This window comes from Dactylosporangium sp. NPDC049140, assembly GCF_040648435.1.
In genome coordinates this window covers 27,985-47,892 of record NZ_JBEZDS010000003.1, presented here as the reverse complement: position 1 = coordinate 47,892, position 19,908 = coordinate 27,985, and the positions used below count along the sequence as shown (strand labels likewise).

Here is a 19,908-nt window from a genome sequence, read left to right as displayed (position 1 = left end):
CCACTATGGACGGTAGGCTCGACCATCGTCGACAGCCAGGCATCCGGACGCTCCATGGCCGACGGAGTCGTCCGGACAGGTCCAGGTGGCTGTGACGCCGGCGCCGTGGCCGATTGCGGTGCCTTCATGCGCCAGGTCCGTTGTCAACGTCCGACCAGCGCTCGCGGTATCGAACTCCTTCGCAGAGACCGAGCGCCCAGCGCATCGTGCGTTCGACCGCGTGGAGGTCACCGCTGTCGAGCGTGCGACGTAGCTGGTTGAGCGCCGAACGTAGTGCGGCGATGTCGGGCGATCGCCTCCTTGCTCCGCCCCGAATCCGCGACAAGGCGCCCGCGGCGGCGAGCGCTCCGAGGTCTCGCTGCACGGTGGAGTTGGAGGTGCCCGTGGCCGCCTGCACTTGCTCGATCGTGACGAACTCCTGTTCGGCGAGCAGATCGAGGATGGCCCGGCGCCGTACCGCAGGGAGGCGTCCGTCCCGGTTGGTCACCTAGACCACCCCCGGCCGGGCCGGCGCGGTCCGGCCGTGGTCCGCGAGCGCGGCGGTGCCCTCGTCGCCGTGCTCGCCGGCGGTGATGACGAGGGCGTACCGGAAGCCGACCGTCGCACCAGGGGCCAGTTCGAGTTCCGCGCTGAAGAACGGCGCCGGGTTGAGGCAGGCCAACGCTTCGCCGGCCAGCGTCCGGATCGGATGCAGATAGGGCTTGGGCGACTCCAGCCGCGGGGTATCCGGGCGGTACCCGTAGCTGAGCAGCGCGCCGCCGCCGGTGGAGACGGTCACCGACCGGCCGAGGGCGTGGTCGACCTGCAGGCTCATCGGGCTCGCATCGCTTCCATGGGCTCCCGATGTCCTCCCTGACGAGGTGCCCGTCCTGCCTTGACGATCCGCACCCGGCCCGCCGGCACGTTGATCTCTCCGCCGTGGATGGATCCGTCCAGCAGGTCGGTGCCGGAACCCGCCACCCTCGCCGCGGTGACGCCATGGTTGATCAGGAAGGTGTACTCGTGCTCAGCGGACCGGCGCACGACGATCTCGAGCCCATCTGGAGTTCTGGCCGACGTCACGGCCGAGCGATCGGCGAGCACCGCCACCAGGCGGGCGCGGGCGTCGTCGTCCAGCTCAACTCCCGCGTACCATGCCTCCCCGGCACCGCGGACGGCGCGGGTGACCGCCGGCGCGCCCGCGAAGTCGCCGCCGGCGTACCACGCCTCGGCCACCGCGTCCGTGAGGTCGATCGCCTCGTGCCAGGTCGAGACTGCAGTGGCTCCGGTGACCCCGTCGATGTCCACGCAGTCCGCCTCCGGCAGCGGCGCGAACTCCTCCACGCGCAGGCCGAGCAGTTCCCGGAACGCCCCTGGGTATCCGCCGAGCCGCACCCGGTCGAGCGGGTCGACGATGCCCGAGAAGTAGGTGACCAGCACGGTCGCGCCCGCGTGCGCGGCTTCCGCGATGGCGGACGCGTCGCGGTCCGAGACCAGGTAGAGCATGGGTACGACGATCAGCCGGTAGCCGGACAGGTCGGCCGACGGTGGCACGATGTCGACGGTGACGCCCGCGTCGCGCAGACTCCGGTACCACCGCAGCGCGTTCTCCATGTAGGACAGACCGTTGTGCGGGTGCCCTTCGCGGTCGGCGGCCCACCACGACTCCTCCGAGAACACCAGCGCGCAGTCCGCGACCACCCGGGTGCCGAGCACTTCGGCGCAGGACGCCAGCTGCGCGCCGAGCGCCACTACCTCCCGGAACTTGCGGCTGTCAGACCCGGCGTGCGGGAGCATCGCGGAGTGGAACCGTTCGGCCCCGGCCTGGGCGGCGCGCCACTGGAAGAAGCAGATGCCGTCGGCTCCGCGCGCGACGTGCGAGAACACGTCGCGCTGGAGTTGCCCGGGGCGCTTCGCGGGATTGACCGGACGCCAGCTCGTGGCTCCGGTGGCCGTCTCCATGAGCAGCCAGGGCTTGCCCGCCGCCAGGCCGCGGGCCCGGTCGGCCGAGAACGACAGCTCGGACTGGGCGTCGGGCGTCGGGCGCAGGTAGTGGTCGCTCGCGACGAGATCCAGGTCGGCGGTCCACGAGCTGTAGTCCATGTTCTTGCCAGCGTCGAACAGCACCAGGTTCGTGGTCACCGGAATGTCCGGGGTGACCCGCCGCAGCACGGCGATCTCCGCTCGCAGCTGCTCGCGCAGCTGGTCCGAACTGAACCGGTCGAAGTCCAGCAGCTGCGTCGGGTTCGAGTCGGTGAAGGTCAGCCGCGGCGGCTGGACCTCCTCCCATTCCGAGTAGGCCTGGCTCCAGGCGGCAGTGCTCCATGCGGCGTTGAGCTCGTCGAGCGAGTCCGCGTACCGGTGCCTGAGCCAGTCCCGGAACGCTCCGGCGGTGGCGTCGTCGTAGGACCGGGAGTTGTGGCCGCCGAGTTCGTTGGAGACGTGCCACAGGGCAAGGGCCGGATGCTCGCCGTAGCGCTCGGCCATCTTCTCCACCAGCGCGAGCGAGTGTTCGCGGTAGACCGCCGACGACGGCGACCAGGCCTGGCGGCCGCCCTGCGCCATCACCCGGCCGTGCCGGTCGACCGGCAGCACCTCCGGGAACCGTGTGGTGAGCCACGGTGGCGGCGACGCGGTGGCAGTGGCGAGATCGACCGCGATGCCGCCCGCGTGCAGCAGATCAAGCACCCGATCAAGCCAGCCGAAGTTCCAGCGGCTGGGCGCCGGCTGCAGCACCGACCAGGAGAAGACGCCGACTGTAACGAGGTTGACGCCGGCGTCGCGCATCAGTCGCACGTCCTGCGGCCACACGCTGTCGGCCCACTGCTCGGGGTTGTAGTCGCCGCCGAAAGCCACCGGCTGGCCGCCGAACCGGGCGATGACGTTGGCCGGCCACCGAATCCATTGCGTCGTCATGCACGTGTGCCGTCTCGCTCGTCGAGCCCCATCCCGTTCAGGACGCCCTGCAGGTAACCGATCGCGTGCGCCCGGCCCCGGCTGCAGTACGCCTCGGACGAGATGTCGCCCCAGGTGTCCACGTCGCCGATGATCGCCGGGACGTGGTCGTCGATGAGGAACCCGTCGAATCCGGTGTCGTGCAGCCGCCGCAGCACGCGGGCCGGGTTGTAGTTACCCTCACCGATGAAACACTCGGTGAAGCGGGGCACGGTGCCGCGGACGTCCCGGAAGTGCACATAGAGAATGGCCGGTCCCAGCAGGTCGATGACCTCATTGACGCTGCGCTCACCGTCCATTTCGGACACCGTTCCGAGGCACAGGTTCAGTCCCCACGACGGGCTGCCGCCAGCTTGCTTGAGCGCCTGCCCGATCGCGGCCGGGGACGTGAAGATCCGGGCTATACCGCCCAGGGGCTCATCGACGGGTGGGTCGTCGGGGTGCAGGGCGAGCCGCACCCCGGCCTCTTCGGCCACGGGCAGCACCGCGTCGAGGAAGTACTGGTGATTGGCCCACATCTGCTCGGCCGTGATCGGCTCGCCCACGGGCCGGTCCGGCGTGAGCCGGTATCCGGCGAGCGCGTTGCCCGCGGCCACGTCGGCCAGGTCGAACGCGGTGACCTTGGCGCCGCCGCGGCCGCGCGCGGCCATGTCGGTGCGCCATACGTAGGTGCCGAGGAAGTTGTAGCCGAGCAGGTCGATGCCGACCGCGGCGAGATTGCGGATGGTCTTCTGGTAGTTCTCGATCTGCTCGTCCCGACCGGGCAGCCCGCGCTGGATCTTCCAGAAGTGGGCGAGCGGAACGTTTTCCAGGCCGTCGATCGAGAGTCCGTCGTCGTCGCACCGCGCCCGGAGGGCCCGCAGCTCGGCCAGACTCCAGTGGCCGTCGACGCCAGGCAGCAGATCGGGCGTGTGCAGCTGAACGCCGGTCAGCCCGAGCTGATGGGCGAACGTCGCGACAATGGCGTCATATTTGTCGATGTGACCAAGGCTGATGCGGATGGTCATTCCTGCGCGATTCCGTTCGTTGGTAGGGGTTGTCAGCCGGCGAGCAGTCCGCCGTCGAGGACGAGTTCGGTGCCGGTGATGAATGCGGCGTCGTCGGAGGCAAGGTAGAGGGCGGCCGCCGCGACCTCCTGCGGCGTGCCGAGCCGGCCCATCGGTTGCCGGGCGACGAGCTGGTCGCGGGCGCGGGCCGGATCGCCGGCCGCCGTGAGTAGCCGCCCGACCCACGGCGAGTCGACCGTCCCGGGGCAGATGCTGTTGCAGCGCACGCCGGTCCCCGCGTACTGCACCGCCACTTGGCGGGTGAAGGCGATAACCGCGCCCTTGCTCGCGCAGTAGGCGGCGCGGTCGGGCAACCCGACGAGTCCGGCCACGGAAGCGGTGTTGACGATGACCCCGTACCGCTGGGCGAGCATGTGCGGTAGCGCGAACTTGGTGCCGAGGAACACGCCGCGGCTGTTGACCGCGAAGGTGCGGTCCCAGTCCTCGACGGTGCACGCCACCGGGTCCGTGGTCGAGGATGCCCCCGCGTTGTTGCACAGTACGTGCAGCGCGCCGGTCTCGGTCACGGCCCGGGACACCGCCGCGGCGACCGAGACGGGATCGGTCACGTCGGCCGTCAGCGGGACGGTGCCGCGCGGCACGCCCGCGGGGGCGAGGTCCGCCGCGTACACCGTCGCCCCTTCATCGAGAAAACGGCGGGCCATCTCGTAGCCGATCCCGGAGCCCGCCCCGGTCACAAGGATCGTCTTGCCGTCGAACCTGTTCAACCGGGTCATTCGGTGAAGTAGTCCGGGTATTTGTCACGCAGCACCGGGGCGAGCTCCATGGCGCGCCGGGCGTGCCGGCTGATCAACGCGCGACCGGCCGGGACGTCGGCCTTCTCCAGGGCGTCCACAATTGAACGATGTTCGTCTATCAGCGCGCGCACGCCGGCCTTGTCCGGCAGGGTGAGGCGTCGGAGCCGGTCGAGTTGCAGCTTCGTGCGCTGCACGGCCTGCCAGGCACCGGGATAGCCGCTGAGGGCGAAGATCTCGGCGTGCAGCGCCTCGTCGGTGGCGAAGAAGGCGTTGTAGTCCTCGGTGCGGTAGCTGCGCTCCTGCCGTTCCAGCAGTTCGCGCAGCCCGCTGACGTCCGGCGCGAGGTCCGTGCAGGCGACCTCGAAGGCCGAGACCTCCAGACTCTCGCGGACGAACCGCGCCTCCTCCACCTCGCGCAGGCTGATCAACCCGACCCGGGTGCCGACCTGCGGCACGACCCGCACGAGCCCCACGTCGACCAGCCGGGCGATCGCCTCGCGCACCGGCGTGCGACTGACGTGCAGCCGCTCGGCGAGCTCAGTCTCGGACAGCGACGCGCCCGGAACGAGCCTGAGCTCCCGGATCGCCGAAACCAGCTCGTCGTAGACGCGATCGGAGGTCCGGGCCGCCGCACGCTCCCGGACGACCGGTGACAGCACCGGGCCGGTCGGGGCGGGTGTCGGCTCGGGGACGAGCGCAGGTCGGGGACTCATGAAAATGATCGTTGCATGCCAGTGCACTTGTATGCAAGTATCCGGACGTTCACTTGAGCGACGTAGATGGGAAACAATATGCCCGCCGGCCCGCACGAGCGTTCGCCGTCGGCTCCGCTCCCCGACAGCTCCTGACACCCCGGGCGTTCACCCCAACAGCGCCCTGACCGACCTCAGCAGATCCCACGCCTCGCGGGAAGCTGTGCCTCAGGGGCACGCGCATCCGGCGTAATCAGCCGTGCACGCGTAAGGGCGCTCCCGTCAGACACCCCGGACAGCCCCAGCGCGACGATCCGCACTGTCCACACAGGACCACATAGGAATCGAGAGAATCATGGTCAAGCGAACGGCGAAACTCATAGCGGCAGCGGTCGCCGCCGCTGCCGGCATTGCCCTGGCCGGATGCGGCGGCGACACCAGTACCCAGGCCAGCGGCCCCGTGGACGTCACCTTCTGGGGCTGGGCCGCGGGCTATGACAAGTCCGTCGCGCTGTGGAACGACTCCCACCCCGACATCCACGTGAAGTACGAGGCCCTGCCCAGCGGCGGACAGACCGGCTACGACAAGATGCTCACGGCCGCGAAGGCGGGCACGGCCCCGTGCCTGGCCCAGGTCGGCTACGAGACGTTCTCGACCTTCCTCGCCGCCGGCGTGCTGCAGGACGTCAGCCAGTACGTCAAGCCGCAGCATTCCGAGTTCCCCGACTGGGTGTGGAACAACGTAGGCGTCGGCGGCGCCGCATACGGCGTGCCCGTCGACACCGCGCCGATGGCCATGTTCTACCGCGCCGACCTGTTCAAGAACGCCAACATCGCGATCCCGAAGACCTGGCAGGAGTTCACCACCGCCGCCGCCGCGGTGAAGGCCGCCAACCCGCAGGCCCGCATCATGAACCTGCCCACCGACCCGTACCTGTACTCCGGCTTCGCCTGGCAGCACGGTGCCGCCTGGTTCGGAGTCAAGGGCGACTCGTGGACCGTCTCCATGGACAGCGCGGCCAACGCCGAGGTAGGCCAGTACTGGCAGGGCCTCTTCAGCCAGGGCCTCGTCACCTCTTACCCGTCCTTCGACGCGGCGCTCTACTCCGCGTGGAGCAAGGGCGAGGTCTGGTCCGAGGTCGGTCCGGTCTGGTCGGCCTCGCTCATCCGCGACAACGCCGGCGCCTCCGCCGGCAAGTGGGCCGTCGCGCCTATGCCCCGCTGGGGCACCACCGACGCCGTCGGCAACTCGGGCGGCTCGTCCACCGCCGTCATGAAGGGCTGCAAGAACCCGAAGCAGGCCACCGAGTTCGCCCTGTGGATGTCGACCAACGACCAGTCCGTGTCCAACCTGATCGCGTCCGCGGCCATCCTTCCGGCCTCGAAGTCCGGCCTGGCCAACACGGCGCTCGACAAGCCCGAGTCCTACTACGGCGGCCAGCCCATCTACCAGCTGTTCCGCGACGAGTCCGCCAAGGTGAACCCCAACTGGCAGTGGGGCCCGGTGATGAGCGCCACGGCCGCGTCGCTCGGCGACGGTCTCGGCAAGGTGCCCACCAAGGGCGGCACCTACCAGGACGCCCTGAGCGGGGCGCAGAAGGCGACGCTGTCGACGTTGCAGGCGCAGGGCTTCTCCGTCAGTAAGTAGCGCTTCGCGGGGGCGCCGCCCGGGCGTCCCCCGCGACCCGCCCCTCCGGTTCTTCACAGATAGGCTGACCGTGTCCCACGTGACGATTCGGCGGCGTGGCCGCACGCGCGACCTGCGGCGAGCCGCGCCGTTCGTCCTGCCGTTCCTGGTGCTCTTCGCCGTCGTGTACCTGATACCCGCCGGGTATTCCGTCGCGCAGAGCTTCTTCGCGGTGAAACGCTCGGGCCTCGGCCTCGGCGGCACCGAGACCGTCTTCGCGGGCCTCGACAACTACACGCGGGTGTTCCAGGACGGGGACTTCCTCGGCTCCCTGGGCCGGGTGGCCTTCATCGGCGTCATCCAGGTGCCCGTGATGCTCGGCATCGCGCTCTTCCTCGCCCTGCTCATCGACTCGTCGGCGTCGACCGGGCGGAAGTTCTTCCGGGTCGCCTACTTCCTGCCCTACGGGCTGCCCGGCGTGATCGCGGCCCTGGTGTGGTCGTTCCTCTACGCACCCACCCTGAGCCCGGTCACCCGGCTGTTCGACTCGATGGGAATCCACTTCAGCTTCGTCACCGACGGTGCCCTGCCGTTCTCGATCGCGAACATCCTGACCTGGGCGTGGACCGGATACAACACGATCCTGATCTTCTCCGCCCTGCAGGCCATCCCCGATGAGACGATGGAGGCCGCCGCCCTCGACGGCTGCTCCGGCTGGAAGGCCGCGCTCCGGATCAAGGTCCCACTGATCCGGCCGGCCCTGCTGCTGACGCTGGTCTTCTCCATCATCGGCACGGCCCAGCTCTACAACGAGCCGGTGACCATGAAAGCTGTGGCGCCGAACCTGCCGTCCACCTACACCCCGATCATGGCCGCGCTGCGGTCCCTCTCGTCCAACGACTTCAACTACGCAGCCGCGCAGTCCGTCGTGCTCGGCGCCGTGATCTGCGTGCTGTCCGTGCTCGTATTCCGCGCATCGGCCCGGAGCGTTGACTCATGAGCACCACACTGCAAACCCCCGCGCCCACCGAACCCGTTGTCCCGGCAACGAGGCGGCGACGGTCCCGGATGAGTCCGCTCACGACGGTCAACCCCGCCACCCGCCTGCTCGTGCTGCTGGTCATGTCCCTGTTCGCCGTCTACTTCCTGGTCCCCATATGGTGGCTGGTCGTCTCGGCCACCAAGGGTCAAGGGGAGCTGTTCTCCGGCAACGGCTTCTGGTTCGGCCACCATTTCGCCCTGGTGAAGAACGTCCAGACGCTCTTCCGGGCCCAGGGCGGCATCTACTCGCGCTGGCTGCTCAACTCCCTGCTGTACGCGGTCGGCGGCGCCATCGTCTCCACGCTCCTGGCCTCCATGTGCGGCTACGCGCTGGCCAAGTTCTCGTTCCCGGGACGCGAGGCGGTATTCGGCACCGTGCTCGCCGCGGTGCTGCTGCCCGCGCCCGTCCTCGCCATCCCGCTCTACCTCGTGTTCAGCTACACCGGCACCATCAACACCTTCTGGGCCGTGTTCATCCCCAGCATCGTCAGTCCGTTCGGCGTCTACCTCAGCCGGATCTACGCCGCGTCATCGGTGCCGGACCAGCTGATCGAGGCGGGCCGCCTCGACGGCGCAGGCGAGTTCCGGATCTTCACGATCAGCGTGCGGCTCATGGCGCCGGCGATGGTCACCATCTTCCTCTTCCAGTTCGTCGCGATCTGGACGAACTTCCTGCTGCCCTCACTCATGCTGGCCGACACCTCGCTCCAACCGGTGACGGTGGGGCTCGTCAGCTGGCGCGAACTGCAGGGCTATCCGATCAGCTACACCACCGTCGTCACCGGCGCGCTCGTCTCGGTGATTCCGGTTGTCGCCATGTTCCTGTCGTTGCAGTCCTTCTGGAGCAAGGGGCTGGCGACGGGGGCGGTCAAGTAGCACCCCCACCCACACATACGCACGCGCACACCCAGAGAGAAGGATGGTCCATGAACATCCTGAAAAGGATGTTGTCGTCCCTGTGTGCCGCCGCGCTCGTACTCGCGGCACAAACCGGCGTCGCGTTCGCATCACCCTCGGCTGACACCCTACCCAACCTCCTCGCGGCCGACATGGACACCGAGTTCAACGGCCCGGTCAGCCCGCTGTCGATCGCCAGCGCGACCAGCGGAGCCGCGCAGCAGTTCGTCAGCGTCGGCGGCACCAGCGCCCTCGAGCTGCGGGACTCGGCCCTGGGGGCAGCGAACCCCAGCTACTTCTACCACCGCTTCTCCACCGGCGCCCTCATCGACGCCATCAACGCCGTGTACAAGCAGCCGGTCGGCAGCCCCGCCAGGCAGTTCAGCCTGTCGTTCGACCTCAAGCGAAGTGCGGCGAGCGACCAGCCCGTCGCGAAGGACATCTTCGCGCAGATCATGTTCGGCAACTACGACAACAAGCTGGTCCCCCGGTTCCCGATACCGCCGCAGCTGACGCTCACCACCACCACGGCGTACAAGAACACCTCAGGTGCCCTGTCCCGGGTCACCGACGCCGACATCGCACAGTACCGGTTCACCATCATGCCCAACGGGGGGCAGCGTCTCGTCACCACGGTCGAACTCGGCTGGCAGGTCCGGGTCAACACCACCGGCACCGACGAGGCGGTCGTAGTCGACAACCCCTCGGTCGTCGAACTGCCCGATCCGGTCATCGACAATGAGCCGCCGACCGCGCCGACCGGGTTGACCAAGGGACAGGTGTCCGAAACCAGCGCCTCCATCGGCTGGGCGCCGTCCACCGACAACTTCGGCGTGACCGGATACGACGTCTACCGTGACGGCTACCTGGTCACGTCCACCACGGGAGGCACCACGCTGGCGGTCGTCGGCAACCTCGTGCCGGCCACGACCTACCAGTTCACGGTGCGGGCCAAGGACGCCAGCGGGAACGTCAGCGCGCCCAGCGCCCCATTGGCCATGACCACCAGCCCGCACGTACCCACCGCACCCGCACCGTTCCCCGGCGACCAGCAGAGCCGGTCGCAGTGGCTGTGGGACAAGACGAAGACGATGTTGGAGGAGGAAGGAGCGATCAACACCGCGTCGTACGTGGCGCAACTCGGGGACCAGGAGAACGTGACCACGAACCTCGGCAAGCTCGACAGGCTGTACCAGCTCTACGACGCCGAGCAGTACAAGACCCTGTCGAAGATGTACGGGTACCTCATGGTCGGCGACCAGTACAGCCCGACGATGCTCACCCACGTACGGAGCTACTTCGCCCAGTACGCCTACGGGCCGCTCGCGCAGACCGAGAACCTGCGGATGAGCAACTACGTCACCGGGTACCTCGTCGGTCGGTACCTCCCAGACGTGTCCGACATCAACGGCAACTCCGGCGACCGGCTGAAGTCCATCAACAAGGCCGCCATCCTCGCGATGATCGACGCCGGAGTGCATCGTGGCTGGGCAGAGTACGAGAGCAGCGAATACACCTTCATGACGTACTTCGGGCTCAACGCGCTCTACCAGTGGGCCGACGACCCGGAGCTGGTGCAGAAGGCCAAGATGGCCATGGACGTCATGTGGTTCGAGTGGGCCAACGACTGGATCGACGGCTACCGGGTCTCCTCGGAGAGCCGGGCCAAGGGCGACTCGACCCTCGCCGACGACCCGACCTGGCGCGGTGCGAACCACTCGATCCTCGCCTGGACGTACTTCGGCGCCGACCGGGCGCAGCAGGGCGTCGGCGAGTCGGACAACCTGGCACCGTCGGCCTACCGTCCGGACCTGGAGTACGTCGGGCTGGTGGCCTGGGCGGGAACGAAGTACGCGCCACCACCGCTCGCCGTGCAGCTCGGCCAGAAGACCGACAAGTCCTACACCTCGTACAAGACGAACTTGCAGAACTCGAGCGGCCGCGCGATGGACATCTACCGGACGACCTACGTCCGCCCCACCTGGGGTCTGGGCACCGAGGTCCAGTACCGGCGGGTCGACAACTGGCTCGAGGACATGCCGATGGTGCTGCGCTGGCAGTCCAACGCCCCGCAGTCGGTGTTCCGCGTGTCGGTCGACGTGGGCAACGCCTCGATCGGGACCTACGACGATCCGGCCCAGCACCGGGTGATGCAGGACGGTCCCGCGGCCGTCGGCGTCTTCAAGTCCTCCGGGGACCAGACCGAAAACTACCTCAACGCGATGTTCCCCGACACCGGCTCGATCGTCGAGCGGCGCGACGTCGGCGGATGGTCGATCGTCGACACCGGAACGTCCTACTTCGCCTTCAGGATGGCGCAGCCCGCCACCTGGTACCACCAGACGCCGAGCGACCCGGCGAACAAGGTGAAGACGACGGCGCAGAACCACCCAACGGCCAGCCTCAGCTACAGCTACGAAATCCTGCGCAGCCAGGCCGACCGCAACGGCTGGGTGCTGGACACCGCGGACAAGTCCGAGTACGCCAGCCTCGACGCGTTCGCGACCGCCGTCGCCACCAGGACGAGCCTGGACACCAGCCACATCGGCGACGACAATCCGCGCCTCGTGTACCACGGCGTCCACGGCGACACGCTCGACATCACCTACGACAACCCCGCCCAGGCCCCGGGCGCCACGCACCTGATCAACGGCACCCCGGTCAACTACGATTCGTTCAAACTGTTCGACACCCCGTGGCTGCAGCAGGACAAGCTGGGTGCCACCTTCACCGCGTCGGTGAACGGCGAGTCCGTCGTCTACGACTTCGACAAGTGGACGGTGACCCCGGTCGTGCACGACCAGGTGCCCCCGACGACCACCCTGACCTTTTCGCCCGGGAGGCCAGATGGCAACGACGGCTGGTACAAGACGGCCCCGTCCTTCACGCTCGAGGTCAGCGACGACGTAGCCGTGGCCGGCACACACTACCGGATCGACGGCGGCGACTGGGCGCTCTACCCGGGCTCGCCGGTCGCTGTCGACCTCCCGGGAAGCCACCAGATCGAGTTCCGTTCGACCGATACCGCCGGCAACGTCGAGGAGACGAAGTCCGCCACGGTGAAGGTCGACACGGTCGCGCCGGCGGCGACGTTCTCCGGCACGATCGGCGAGGTGTACTTCGGCGCAGTACCGGCCGCACCGGCGTGCACCGCGACCGACCTCATCTCCGGGCCGGCCGGCTGCATCGTCACCGGCTACAGCACCGGCGTCGGCCTGCACACGCTGACCGCGACGGCGACCGACGCCGCGGGCAACGTGGGCACGAGCCAGCAGACGTACACGGTGCTGCCGTGGACGGTGCGGGGTTTCTACCGCCCGGCCGAGATGGACGGCGTGGTCAACACGGTCAAGGGCGGCAGCACGGTGCCGATGAAGTTCCAGGTGTACTCCGGCACGACCGAACTGACCGACCCGGCCGTGGTCACGATGAGCGTCCAGCAGGTCACGTGCGCCGCCGACGCGCGAACGGCCGAGATCGAGACGCTCGGCACCGGTGACACGACGCTGCAGTACGCCGACGGCCAGTTCCAGTACAACTGGAAGACCCCGGCCACCATGCCCGGCGCCTGCTATGCGGTGACCGCCACGGCCCAGGACGGGTCGGGCACCACCGCCCTGTTCAAGCTCCGGTGACACCGACGGAGGGGCTGCTTCCCGTGGCCCCTCCGTCGCTGTGCTGAAGCCATTCTGACCCGCTCACCGTCAATATGGCGCCTCGCACCGGGGGTCACCGGAGCTGACGGCGGAGGCCTGACGACTGGTTCGGTAGCGGCCCGGGGTCGTTCCAATGAGGTTGATGAACGCCGCGATGAAGCTGCTGGGGTTGGCCCATCCGCAGGCGTAAGCGGCTTTTGTGTGTCCTGGCCGTCGGCGAGGCCGCAGCATCACCAAGCCCACTGAACTGGCGTACTACCTGTGCTACGGCCCAGACGGCACCAGCGACGAGGAACTGATCCGGGTGGCCGGTACCGTTGGGCGATCGAGGAGTGCTTCCAGACATCGAAGAACGAGGTCGGTCTCGAAGTGCGGCTGGAGTACTAACCAAACTTGTGTCGTTAGCTGTGCTGCCCGATTCGGCGGGCCAGGTCGGCGGCAAGGTGCTCGGCAGGGCGGGCAGCGTCGACGCTGATCAGGCGATCCGCTGCACGGTAGTGCGCCAAGGCCGGGAAGCTCACCCACAGGCACGTCTTCCACGCCCGCTCCCCCGATACCAGCGCCACTCCCCGCCTGATGCTGGGCAAGGAGATCCCACCAGGCCTGACACGGGGGCCGCACCCGCGGCGGCAGATCCGTGCGCCAAGTCCGATCGCGCCCGTGCGAGTCACGGCCCGCTCTTCAACCCCGACGGCGCGCAACCACGGCAACAAAGTCGTGTCGGGCAGACGCCTCGAACGCGGCTCAAATTATTGCTCTTCCTCCCCTAAAATTTGAAGCTCTTCGCTTTTTCGGCCGGCATCCGTACGAAGCGTCCGGCTGCCGTGCACGCCGGCGCGGCCACGTCTCCGGCCGGATCGCACGGGATGACCGACCAAGCGGGCGACGGCCTTACCGCGATGTGCAGCGCCATGCGGTGCGCCCTGTCCGCGGTGACGGCGACAAACCAGGCACGGCGACGGCCGTCTCAGGGCCGGGATGGCCCCGACCCGTACGCCCGCCGCCTCACCCGGTGGAAGGCTCAGACGTCCCGTCGGTGGTGCACGATCAAGGCGGCGGTGACCGCGGCAAGAGGCCAGATCAGATACACGAGCCACGCTTCCACCAGCGGCGGGTAGAGGTCACCGACGAACTGCGGCGGCCCGTACGCTTCGGTCAGCCGTTGCCAGGCCGGTAGCAGCGTCGCGTGCTTGATCTCCGCGCTCAGCGGCTGGTTGGTCGTGAAGAGCTGTGGCAGTAACGCCAGCAGCAGGATCGCTGTCACGTAGGTGGTGCCGCCGTGCCGCAGCAGCACGGCGATGCCGAGGCCGACCAGGGCGGCGGCCGGCCCGATGAGGACGGCCCCGGCGAGTCCGGCGACGGTCGCCTGGTCGGTGACGGAGACGTCGGCGTGGCGCCTGGCCAGGATGGCCTGGGCGACGGTGAACCCGCCAAAGGCGGTGCACGCCCCGACGACGGTCCAGACGGCGGCGACCACGGCGGCCTTGGCCAGCAGGAGTTCGCCGCGCGCGGGCACGGCGACCGACGTGGCGCGGATGAGCCCGGAGCTGTATTCGCTGATCATGGTTGCTGCGCCGAAGCTGGCGGCCACGACGATCAGTATCAGGTACCCGTTCAACGGGAACGAGTCGCTCAACGAGAACCCGTGGGTCAGCTGCTGTTGGAGGCTGTATCCGGGGAAGTTCGCGTAGTCGCGCTGGGCGGCCAGAACCGCCGAGCCGATCACCGCGAGCGCGGTCAGGGCGAGCGTCCACCAGGTGGAGCGCAGCGCACGGATCTTCAGCCATTCGGCGGCGATCAGGCCCTTCACCGGGAGCCTCCGGCACGGTAGTCGACGCTTGCGGTGGTCAGTTCGAGGAAGGCGTCTTCGAGCGAGCCGCCCGGACCGGCGAGCTCGGTCACGGAACCCGACGCCAGCAACCGGCCTTGCCCGATGACGACGATGTCGTCGGCGGTCGCCGTCATCTCGCCGATGAGGTGGCTGGAGAGGAATACCGTGCGGCCCTCGGCGGCGAGCCGCCGGAACAGTTGGCGGGTCCAGCGCACCCCTTCCGGGTCCATCCCGTTGACCGGCTCGTCGAAGATGAGCACGGGCGGGTCGCCGAGGAGCGCGGTGGCGATGCCGAGGCGCTGCTTCATGCCGAGCGAGTACGTCCCCACCCGCCGCGCCGCGACGTCGGTCAGGCCCACCTCGCCGAGCACCTCGTCCACCCGGCGCCGCGGCAATCCGTTGCTGAGGCCCAGGGCGGTCAGATGAACCACGGCACTGCGGCCGGGATGCGCCTGCTGGGCGTCGAGCAGGGCGCCGGCGTGCCGTAGCCCGCGCCGGTGCCGGCGGAACGGCATCCCGCCGATCCTGGCGGTGCCACCGGTCGGGGCGTCGAGGCCGAGCAGTACCCGCAGCGTGGTGCTCTTGCCGGCCCCGTTCGGACCAAGGAAGCCGGTGACCCGTCCGGGACGCGCGGTGAACGACAGGCCGGCCACCGCGGTGGTGGCCCCGTACCGTTTGACCAGATCGTTGACTTCAATCATGCCGGTACCGTCCCGCTCGGCCGCCGGTGTTGTCATCGGACCGCGGGCGATCTTCGGCGTCGACCCGGGTATGCATACCGTGGGTGGATGTCGGCATCTCGGCGCGTCGATATGATCGGCGCGTGCCCGGTACACCGCGTCCTGGACGGCTGCCGCTGGGCGGTTGGGTCGCGCTGCTCTGGTGTGCCGTGACGGCCTCCGCCCTGCGCGGCTACTCGGGCGTGCCGGGCATGCCGTCCGGGCTGCCTCCGCGGTCCGCGCTGGTGTGGGCGGTCGTCGCGGTGACCGCCGTGGGCGGGCTGGCGGCGAGTACGCAGGCACGTCACCGGCCGCTGGTCGCGGTGCCCCTGCTCGTCGGGTGCGCCACCGGCATCGTTCTGGTCCTCGGCACGCGCAGCCTGGCCCTCGCCCCGGACACGGCACTCACCCAGTTCCTGCTCTCCGCCGACGTGGTGCTCGGCTACATCGTGGCGACCCGGCCGCCCTGGACGTGGTTCGCCGGCCTGGTTCCGGTGCTCGCCACCCAGCCGGTGAGTGCCTGCCTGCGGATGCTGACCGGCCAGCCGGACGGCCACGGGCACACGGGCCCGGGCCTGCACGCGACGGCGTGGGTGGCGTACACGGTGCTCCCGGCGTTCGTGGCCGGCCTGCTGGGGTACTCGGTCAGGCAGGCCCGCAGCTACGCCGCACGGCTCAGCGAGCAGGCCGCCGCGCAGGCCGTCGTGGCGGAACGGCTGCGGATCTCGCGGGAGCTGCACGACCACGTCGCGCACAGTGTCAGCATCATCGCCCTGCAGGCGGGCGCCGCGGCTCGCGTCTTCGGCACGCAGCCCGAGCGGGCCCGCGAGGCGATACGCGCGGTCGAGACGACCAGCCGCGACACCCTCTCCGGCCTGCGCCGGATGCTCGTCGGCCTGCGTCACCCGGACGACGGTCCCGCCGACGGCGACGCGCTGCCGTTGCACCCCGCGTCCGGCCTCGCGGACGTCGACCGCCTGATCGTCGCCACCACGGCCGCCGGCGTCGACGTCGACCTGTGCTGGAGCGGTGACCGCCGCCCGCTGCCGGCCGACGTGGAGCTGTCCGCTTACCGGATCATTCAGGAGTCACTGACCAACGTGCTACGGCATTCCGGCGCCGCGGCCTGCCGGGTGTCCGTCGCCTACCACCCCGCGGAACTGGCGATCGAGGTCGTGGACGACGGTCGCGGCGACAGCGCACCGGCGGGCGGATACGGGCTGCTCGGCCTGCGAGAACGCGTCACGCTGCTGCAGGGCACGTTCACCGCCGGAGACCGCCCGGAAGGCGGGTTCCAGGTGGCGGTACGTCTGCCGGCCGCCACGGAACCGGCAGCACGTTGACCGTGCGGGTGGTCCTCGCCGACGACCATGTCCTGATCCGCTCCGCCCTGCAGATGGTCTTCACCGATGCCCCGGACATCGAGGTGGTCGGCGAGGCGGCCACCGGTGCCGCGGCCGTCCGCCTGGCCCACGAGCTGTGCCCGGACGTCGTGGTGATGGACATCCGGATGCCCGGCATGGACGGGATCGAGGCGACCCGCCGGATCACCTCAGAACCCGTGGCGCCCCGCATCGTCGTACTCACCACCTTCGACGACGACGCGTACGTCTACGGGGCTCTGCGTGCCGGCGCCTCCGGATTCCTGGTCAAGGACATGGCCCTGGAGGACATCGTCAGCGCGGTCCGGGTGGTCGCGGCCGGGGACGCGCTGATCGCTCCCAGCGTCACCCGGCGGCTGATCCGGATGGCCGTCGAGAACCCCGAGCCGGCGGGTGAAACGGCTTCCCTGAACGGGCTGACCGAGCGGGAACGCGAAGTCCTCACCCTGGTCGGGCAGGGATCCTCCAATGCCGAGATCGCCGACCGTATGCACATCACCATGCCGACCGTGAAGAGCTACGTGGGACGGCTGATGACCAAGCTGGCGGCCCGCGACCGTGTCCAGTTGGTAATCGTCGCCTACCGGACCGGACTCGTCTCGCCCTGACCGGCCCGATATCCGGTCGCCGGGCCCGGCGCGGTCGCGCAGCGGCGGGGTCCGTCAGTGAGGCGTAATCGATCCGGCACTCGTGGTAGACCGGTGGTGCGGCAGTCGCCTACCGTAACAACGTCGGGCTGCGGCACTCGGAGAGATGGGCAGTATGAGTGATGTCGATGTGATCATTGCTGCACTCACTGCCGATGCGGCGGCCGGTGCCGGCGACGCGGCCAAAGACCACGGTGACCCACGCTTACGCCGGCTTGCGACACGCGTTGCCGAGGCGGTTGGCCGGATGCCGGGGCGAGGGCGGCGCCCGTGAATGACAACGCGCGGCCCGTCGACCTGAACGATGCAGAGGTCACCGCCGAGCCCACCGCAGTGATGCATGCCGCGGTCGACGCCCGCGAAGCGAGGGGCGTCGTCACCGGCAACAACAATACGCAGTACAACGTATTCGTGGAGCCCGCGGCTCTCCCGGTCGCCTCGTCACGCATATGGTCACTGGGACCACGGAGCAGGTCGTTCGTCGGACGCGAAACAGAACTTGAGCACGTACGCCAACAACTGACGGCCGCCCAAATCGATCCCGCCGTCGTTGTCGTGTACGGGCCCGGAGGTATCGGCAAGAGCCAGATCGCAATGGAGTATGCCTGTCGGTATGCCGACCATTACGATCTGGTCTGGTGGCTGCCCGCCGAGGATCCGATCGTCGTGAACGAGCGGCTCGCCACGCTCGGCGACCGCATGGGCGTCGTCTCCGGGACTGACCCGCGCGGACCGGTCGCCAGAGTTCTCGAGGAATTGGCGAACCGCGACCGCTGGCTGCTCATCCTCGACAACGTCAACAGCCGGCGACTGGCGCATTCGCTCATCCCGCCCGGGGGTCGCGGGCACGTGATCATCACCTCACGCGACCCGGAATGGGACGGTATTGCCGCTCAGGTTCCGGTCCATCGCCTTTCCCAGCAGCAGTCGCTGCAGTTGCTGCGGCAACGGCTGCCGCGCCTGAACGCCGCTACCGGCAAGCAGCTTGCCAAGGAAGTCGACTACCTCCCGCTCGCACTGGTGCAGGCATCGAGCACGATCGCCGGGACCAAGATGGCGCCGCAGGACTATCTGGAACTGCTGGAGAGTGAGGCGGGCGAACTCCTCGTGGAGGGGACGCCGGAAGACTACCCCCTGTCGCTCGCCGCGAGCTGGCATCTGGCCATGGACAAACTCGCCGCCGAGGAGCCGCTCGCGATCGAGATGCTGGAAACCTCCGTGATCTTCGCGCCGGAGCCGATTCCGCTATCCATGCTTTCGCGGGGCGCGGAGGCGTGGTCCAGCCTGACTGCCAATCCTCTTGCACTTCACCGCGCGATCCGGGCGATACGAACATTCGGTCTGGCGCAGATCGACGAGTCCACTTTCACCGTCCACCGGCTGGGCCGTCTGATCATCCGGCATCGCATGTCCGAAGCGCGAGTGAAGATCTGCCACTCGACCGCCATTCACATCGCGCTGGCCAGCCACCCGGGCACACCGAGGAATCCCGAACACTGGCGGCACTACAGCCGGCTCCTGCCCCACATCCAAGTCCTTGAACTCGTCGACAGCGACCTCCCCGCCGCCCGCCGATTGCTCCTCGACGCCATCGATTACGTAGCCCGTCGTGGTGACACACGCACGGCCGCACGGCTTGCCGAGGCCACCCACAGCGCTTTGACGGTCCGGCTCGGGGCCGACGATCACACCACCTTGCAGGCGGCGCATCTGTTGGCGAACTGCCTGCACTGGCTGGGCGATAACGTTTCGTCCTGGCAACTGCGTGCCGAGACCCTCCGGCGCTTCGAGCGCACCCTCGGCGCCGAACACGTCGACACCATGACGACCGCCACGAATCTCGCAACGGAGTCCTTTCACCTCGGCAGGTACCAGGACGCCCGTCGGATCAACGAGGAGACGCTGGCGAGGCGACGCCGCATCCTCGGCATGGACGATTCGGAGACGCTGAGGTCGGCCAGCAATCTCGTCACCGACCTCATTCATGCAGGCGAGTTGACTGCGGCGCGAACCCTCAATACCGACACGCTGGAACGACGACGGCGCACGCTCGGACCGGACCATCCGGATTCGCTGACGTCGGCCAGCAAGATGGCGATTGTGCGATTCTCCCTGGGTGACTACGAAGACGCCCGGGTCTTGGATTCCGAAACCCTTGGTCGACGCAAGCGCATACTCGGCGTCAATCATCAGGACACATTGTCGTCAGCCAGCAACTTGACTGCCGACCTGTTCGAGCTTGGTGCTTACGACGCGGCCCGTGAGCTTGGCGAGGAAACACTCGCCCGTCGCAGGAAAGTGATGGGAACAGATCACCCGGACTACTGGACGTCAGTAATGTATCTGGCCACCAGTCTCTTCCAGTCGGGGGAACTGGAAGCCGCGCATGCCCAGGACCTCGACACCGTGCAGTGGCGGCGCCGGCTGCTCGGCGAGGATCACCCCGACACCCTGATCTCGGCGGCCAACCTCGCTGTCGACCTGTTCCATGCCGAGGACCTGTCCGGCGCGCGCAAGCTGAACGAGGAGGTCCTCGAGCGGCGGCGCCGGCTGCTCGGCGAGGACCACCCCGACACCCTCATTTCGGCGGCCAACCTCGCTGTCGACCTGTTCCATGCCGAGGACCTGTCCGGCGCGCGCAAGCTGAACGAGGAGGTCCTCGAGCGGCGGCGCCGGCT

At 68.7% G+C, this 19,908-nt stretch carries 15 protein-coding genes and 1 pseudogene; 8 read left to right on the top strand and 8 right to left on the bottom strand.

The annotated features are described in order from the left end of the window. Positions 1–124 precede the first annotated feature (124 nt). Genes AB0B76_RS06510 through AB0B76_RS06485 form a run of 6 tightly spaced genes read right to left on the bottom strand, consistent with a single transcriptional unit; the run spans position 125 to position 5,451 of the window. Positions 125–487 carry a DeoR family transcriptional regulator gene (locus AB0B76_RS06510; RefSeq protein ID WP_360370382.1) on the bottom strand — a complete coding sequence of 121 codons (363 nt, stop codon included), beginning with the start codon at positions 485–487 and terminating at the stop codon, positions 125–127. Beyond that, complete coding sequence (locus tag AB0B76_RS06505; protein WP_360370379.1) at positions 488–814, bottom strand: DUF6807 family protein; 327 nt, start codon at positions 812–814, stop codon at positions 488–490. Then, positions 811–2,895 carry a beta-galactosidase gene (locus AB0B76_RS06500; RefSeq protein ID WP_360370376.1) on the bottom strand — a complete coding sequence of 695 codons (2,085 nt, stop codon included), beginning with the start codon at positions 2,893–2,895 and terminating at the stop codon, positions 811–813. Before AB0B76_RS06500 ends, AB0B76_RS06505 begins: the two co-directional genes overlap by 4 nt. Further along, positions 2,892–3,941 (bottom strand): mannonate dehydratase, encoded by a 1,050-nt coding sequence (locus AB0B76_RS06495; protein ID WP_360370373.1) that lies wholly within the window; start codon positions 3,939–3,941, stop codon positions 2,892–2,894. The genes AB0B76_RS06500 and AB0B76_RS06495 overlap by 4 nt, the downstream gene beginning before the upstream one ends. Before the next feature lie 32 nt (positions 3,942–3,973). Next, complete coding sequence (locus AB0B76_RS06490; protein ID WP_360370370.1) at positions 3,974–4,708, bottom strand: SDR family oxidoreductase; 735 nt, start codon at positions 4,706–4,708, stop codon at positions 3,974–3,976. Positions 4,709–4,713: 5 nt separating this feature from the next. Then, positions 4,714–5,451, bottom strand: coding sequence for a GntR family transcriptional regulator (locus AB0B76_RS06485; protein WP_360370367.1), 738 nt, complete (start codon positions 5,449–5,451; stop codon positions 4,714–4,716). 334 nt (positions 5,452–5,785) lie between these two features. Between AB0B76_RS06485 and AB0B76_RS06480 the strand changes: the two genes are divergently transcribed. The 5 genes and pseudogenes from AB0B76_RS06480 to AB0B76_RS06460 all read left to right on the top strand — a co-directional run. Further along, entirely contained in the window at positions 5,786–7,078 is a 1,293-nt protein-coding gene (locus AB0B76_RS06480; protein WP_360370364.1) for an extracellular solute-binding protein, read from the top strand. A 79-nt stretch (positions 7,079–7,157) separates the two neighbouring features. Next, positions 7,158–8,057: a sugar ABC transporter permease gene (locus AB0B76_RS06475; RefSeq protein ID WP_360370361.1), complete on the top strand. Its 900-nt coding sequence runs from the start codon at positions 7,158–7,160 to the stop codon at positions 8,055–8,057. A gap of 68 nt (positions 8,058–8,125) precedes the next feature. Then, positions 8,126–8,974 carry a carbohydrate ABC transporter permease gene (locus AB0B76_RS06470; protein WP_360370358.1) on the top strand — a complete coding sequence of 283 codons (849 nt, stop codon included), beginning with the start codon at positions 8,126–8,128 and terminating at the stop codon, positions 8,972–8,974. A gap of 50 nt (positions 8,975–9,024) precedes the next feature. Then, a complete protein-coding gene (locus AB0B76_RS06465) occupies positions 9,025–12,630 on the top strand; it encodes a PxKF domain-containing protein (RefSeq protein WP_360370355.1) in 3,606 nt (1,201 codons plus the stop codon). A 244-nt stretch (positions 12,631–12,874) separates the two neighbouring features. Further along, positions 12,875–13,020, top strand: a pseudogene (locus tag AB0B76_RS06460) (IS701 family transposase); the annotation flags it as partial. Positions 13,021–13,672: 652 nt separating this feature from the next. On the opposite strand, the gene AB0B76_RS06455 reads toward AB0B76_RS06460, so the two are convergent. Both AB0B76_RS06455 and AB0B76_RS06450 read right to left on the bottom strand, forming a co-directional pair. Next, a complete protein-coding gene (locus tag AB0B76_RS06455) occupies positions 13,673–14,461 on the bottom strand; it encodes an ABC transporter permease (protein WP_360370352.1) in 789 nt (262 codons plus the stop codon). Next, positions 14,458–15,183, bottom strand: a complete 726-nt coding sequence (locus AB0B76_RS06450) for an ATP-binding cassette domain-containing protein (RefSeq protein ID WP_360370349.1) — start codon at positions 15,181–15,183, stop codon at positions 14,458–14,460. Before AB0B76_RS06450 ends, AB0B76_RS06455 begins: the two co-directional genes overlap by 4 nt. Before the next feature lie 122 nt (positions 15,184–15,305). On the opposite strand from AB0B76_RS06450, the gene AB0B76_RS06445 reads away from it, so the two are divergent. The 3 genes from AB0B76_RS06445 to fxsT form a co-directional block, all read left to right on the top strand. Then, positions 15,306–16,544 carry a sensor histidine kinase gene (locus tag AB0B76_RS06445; RefSeq protein WP_360370346.1) on the top strand — a complete coding sequence of 413 codons (1,239 nt, stop codon included), beginning with the start codon at positions 15,306–15,308 and terminating at the stop codon, positions 16,542–16,544. Then, positions 16,541–17,191, top strand: a complete 651-nt coding sequence (locus AB0B76_RS06440) for a response regulator transcription factor (RefSeq protein ID WP_360370343.1) — start codon at positions 16,541–16,543, stop codon at positions 17,189–17,191. Before AB0B76_RS06445 ends, AB0B76_RS06440 begins: the two co-directional genes overlap by 4 nt. Positions 17,192–17,500: 309 nt before the next feature. Next, positions 17,501–19,908 (top strand): FxSxx-COOH system tetratricopeptide repeat protein (gene fxsT, locus AB0B76_RS06435; protein WP_360370340.1); only part of this gene is annotated, 2,408 nt, incomplete at its 3' end.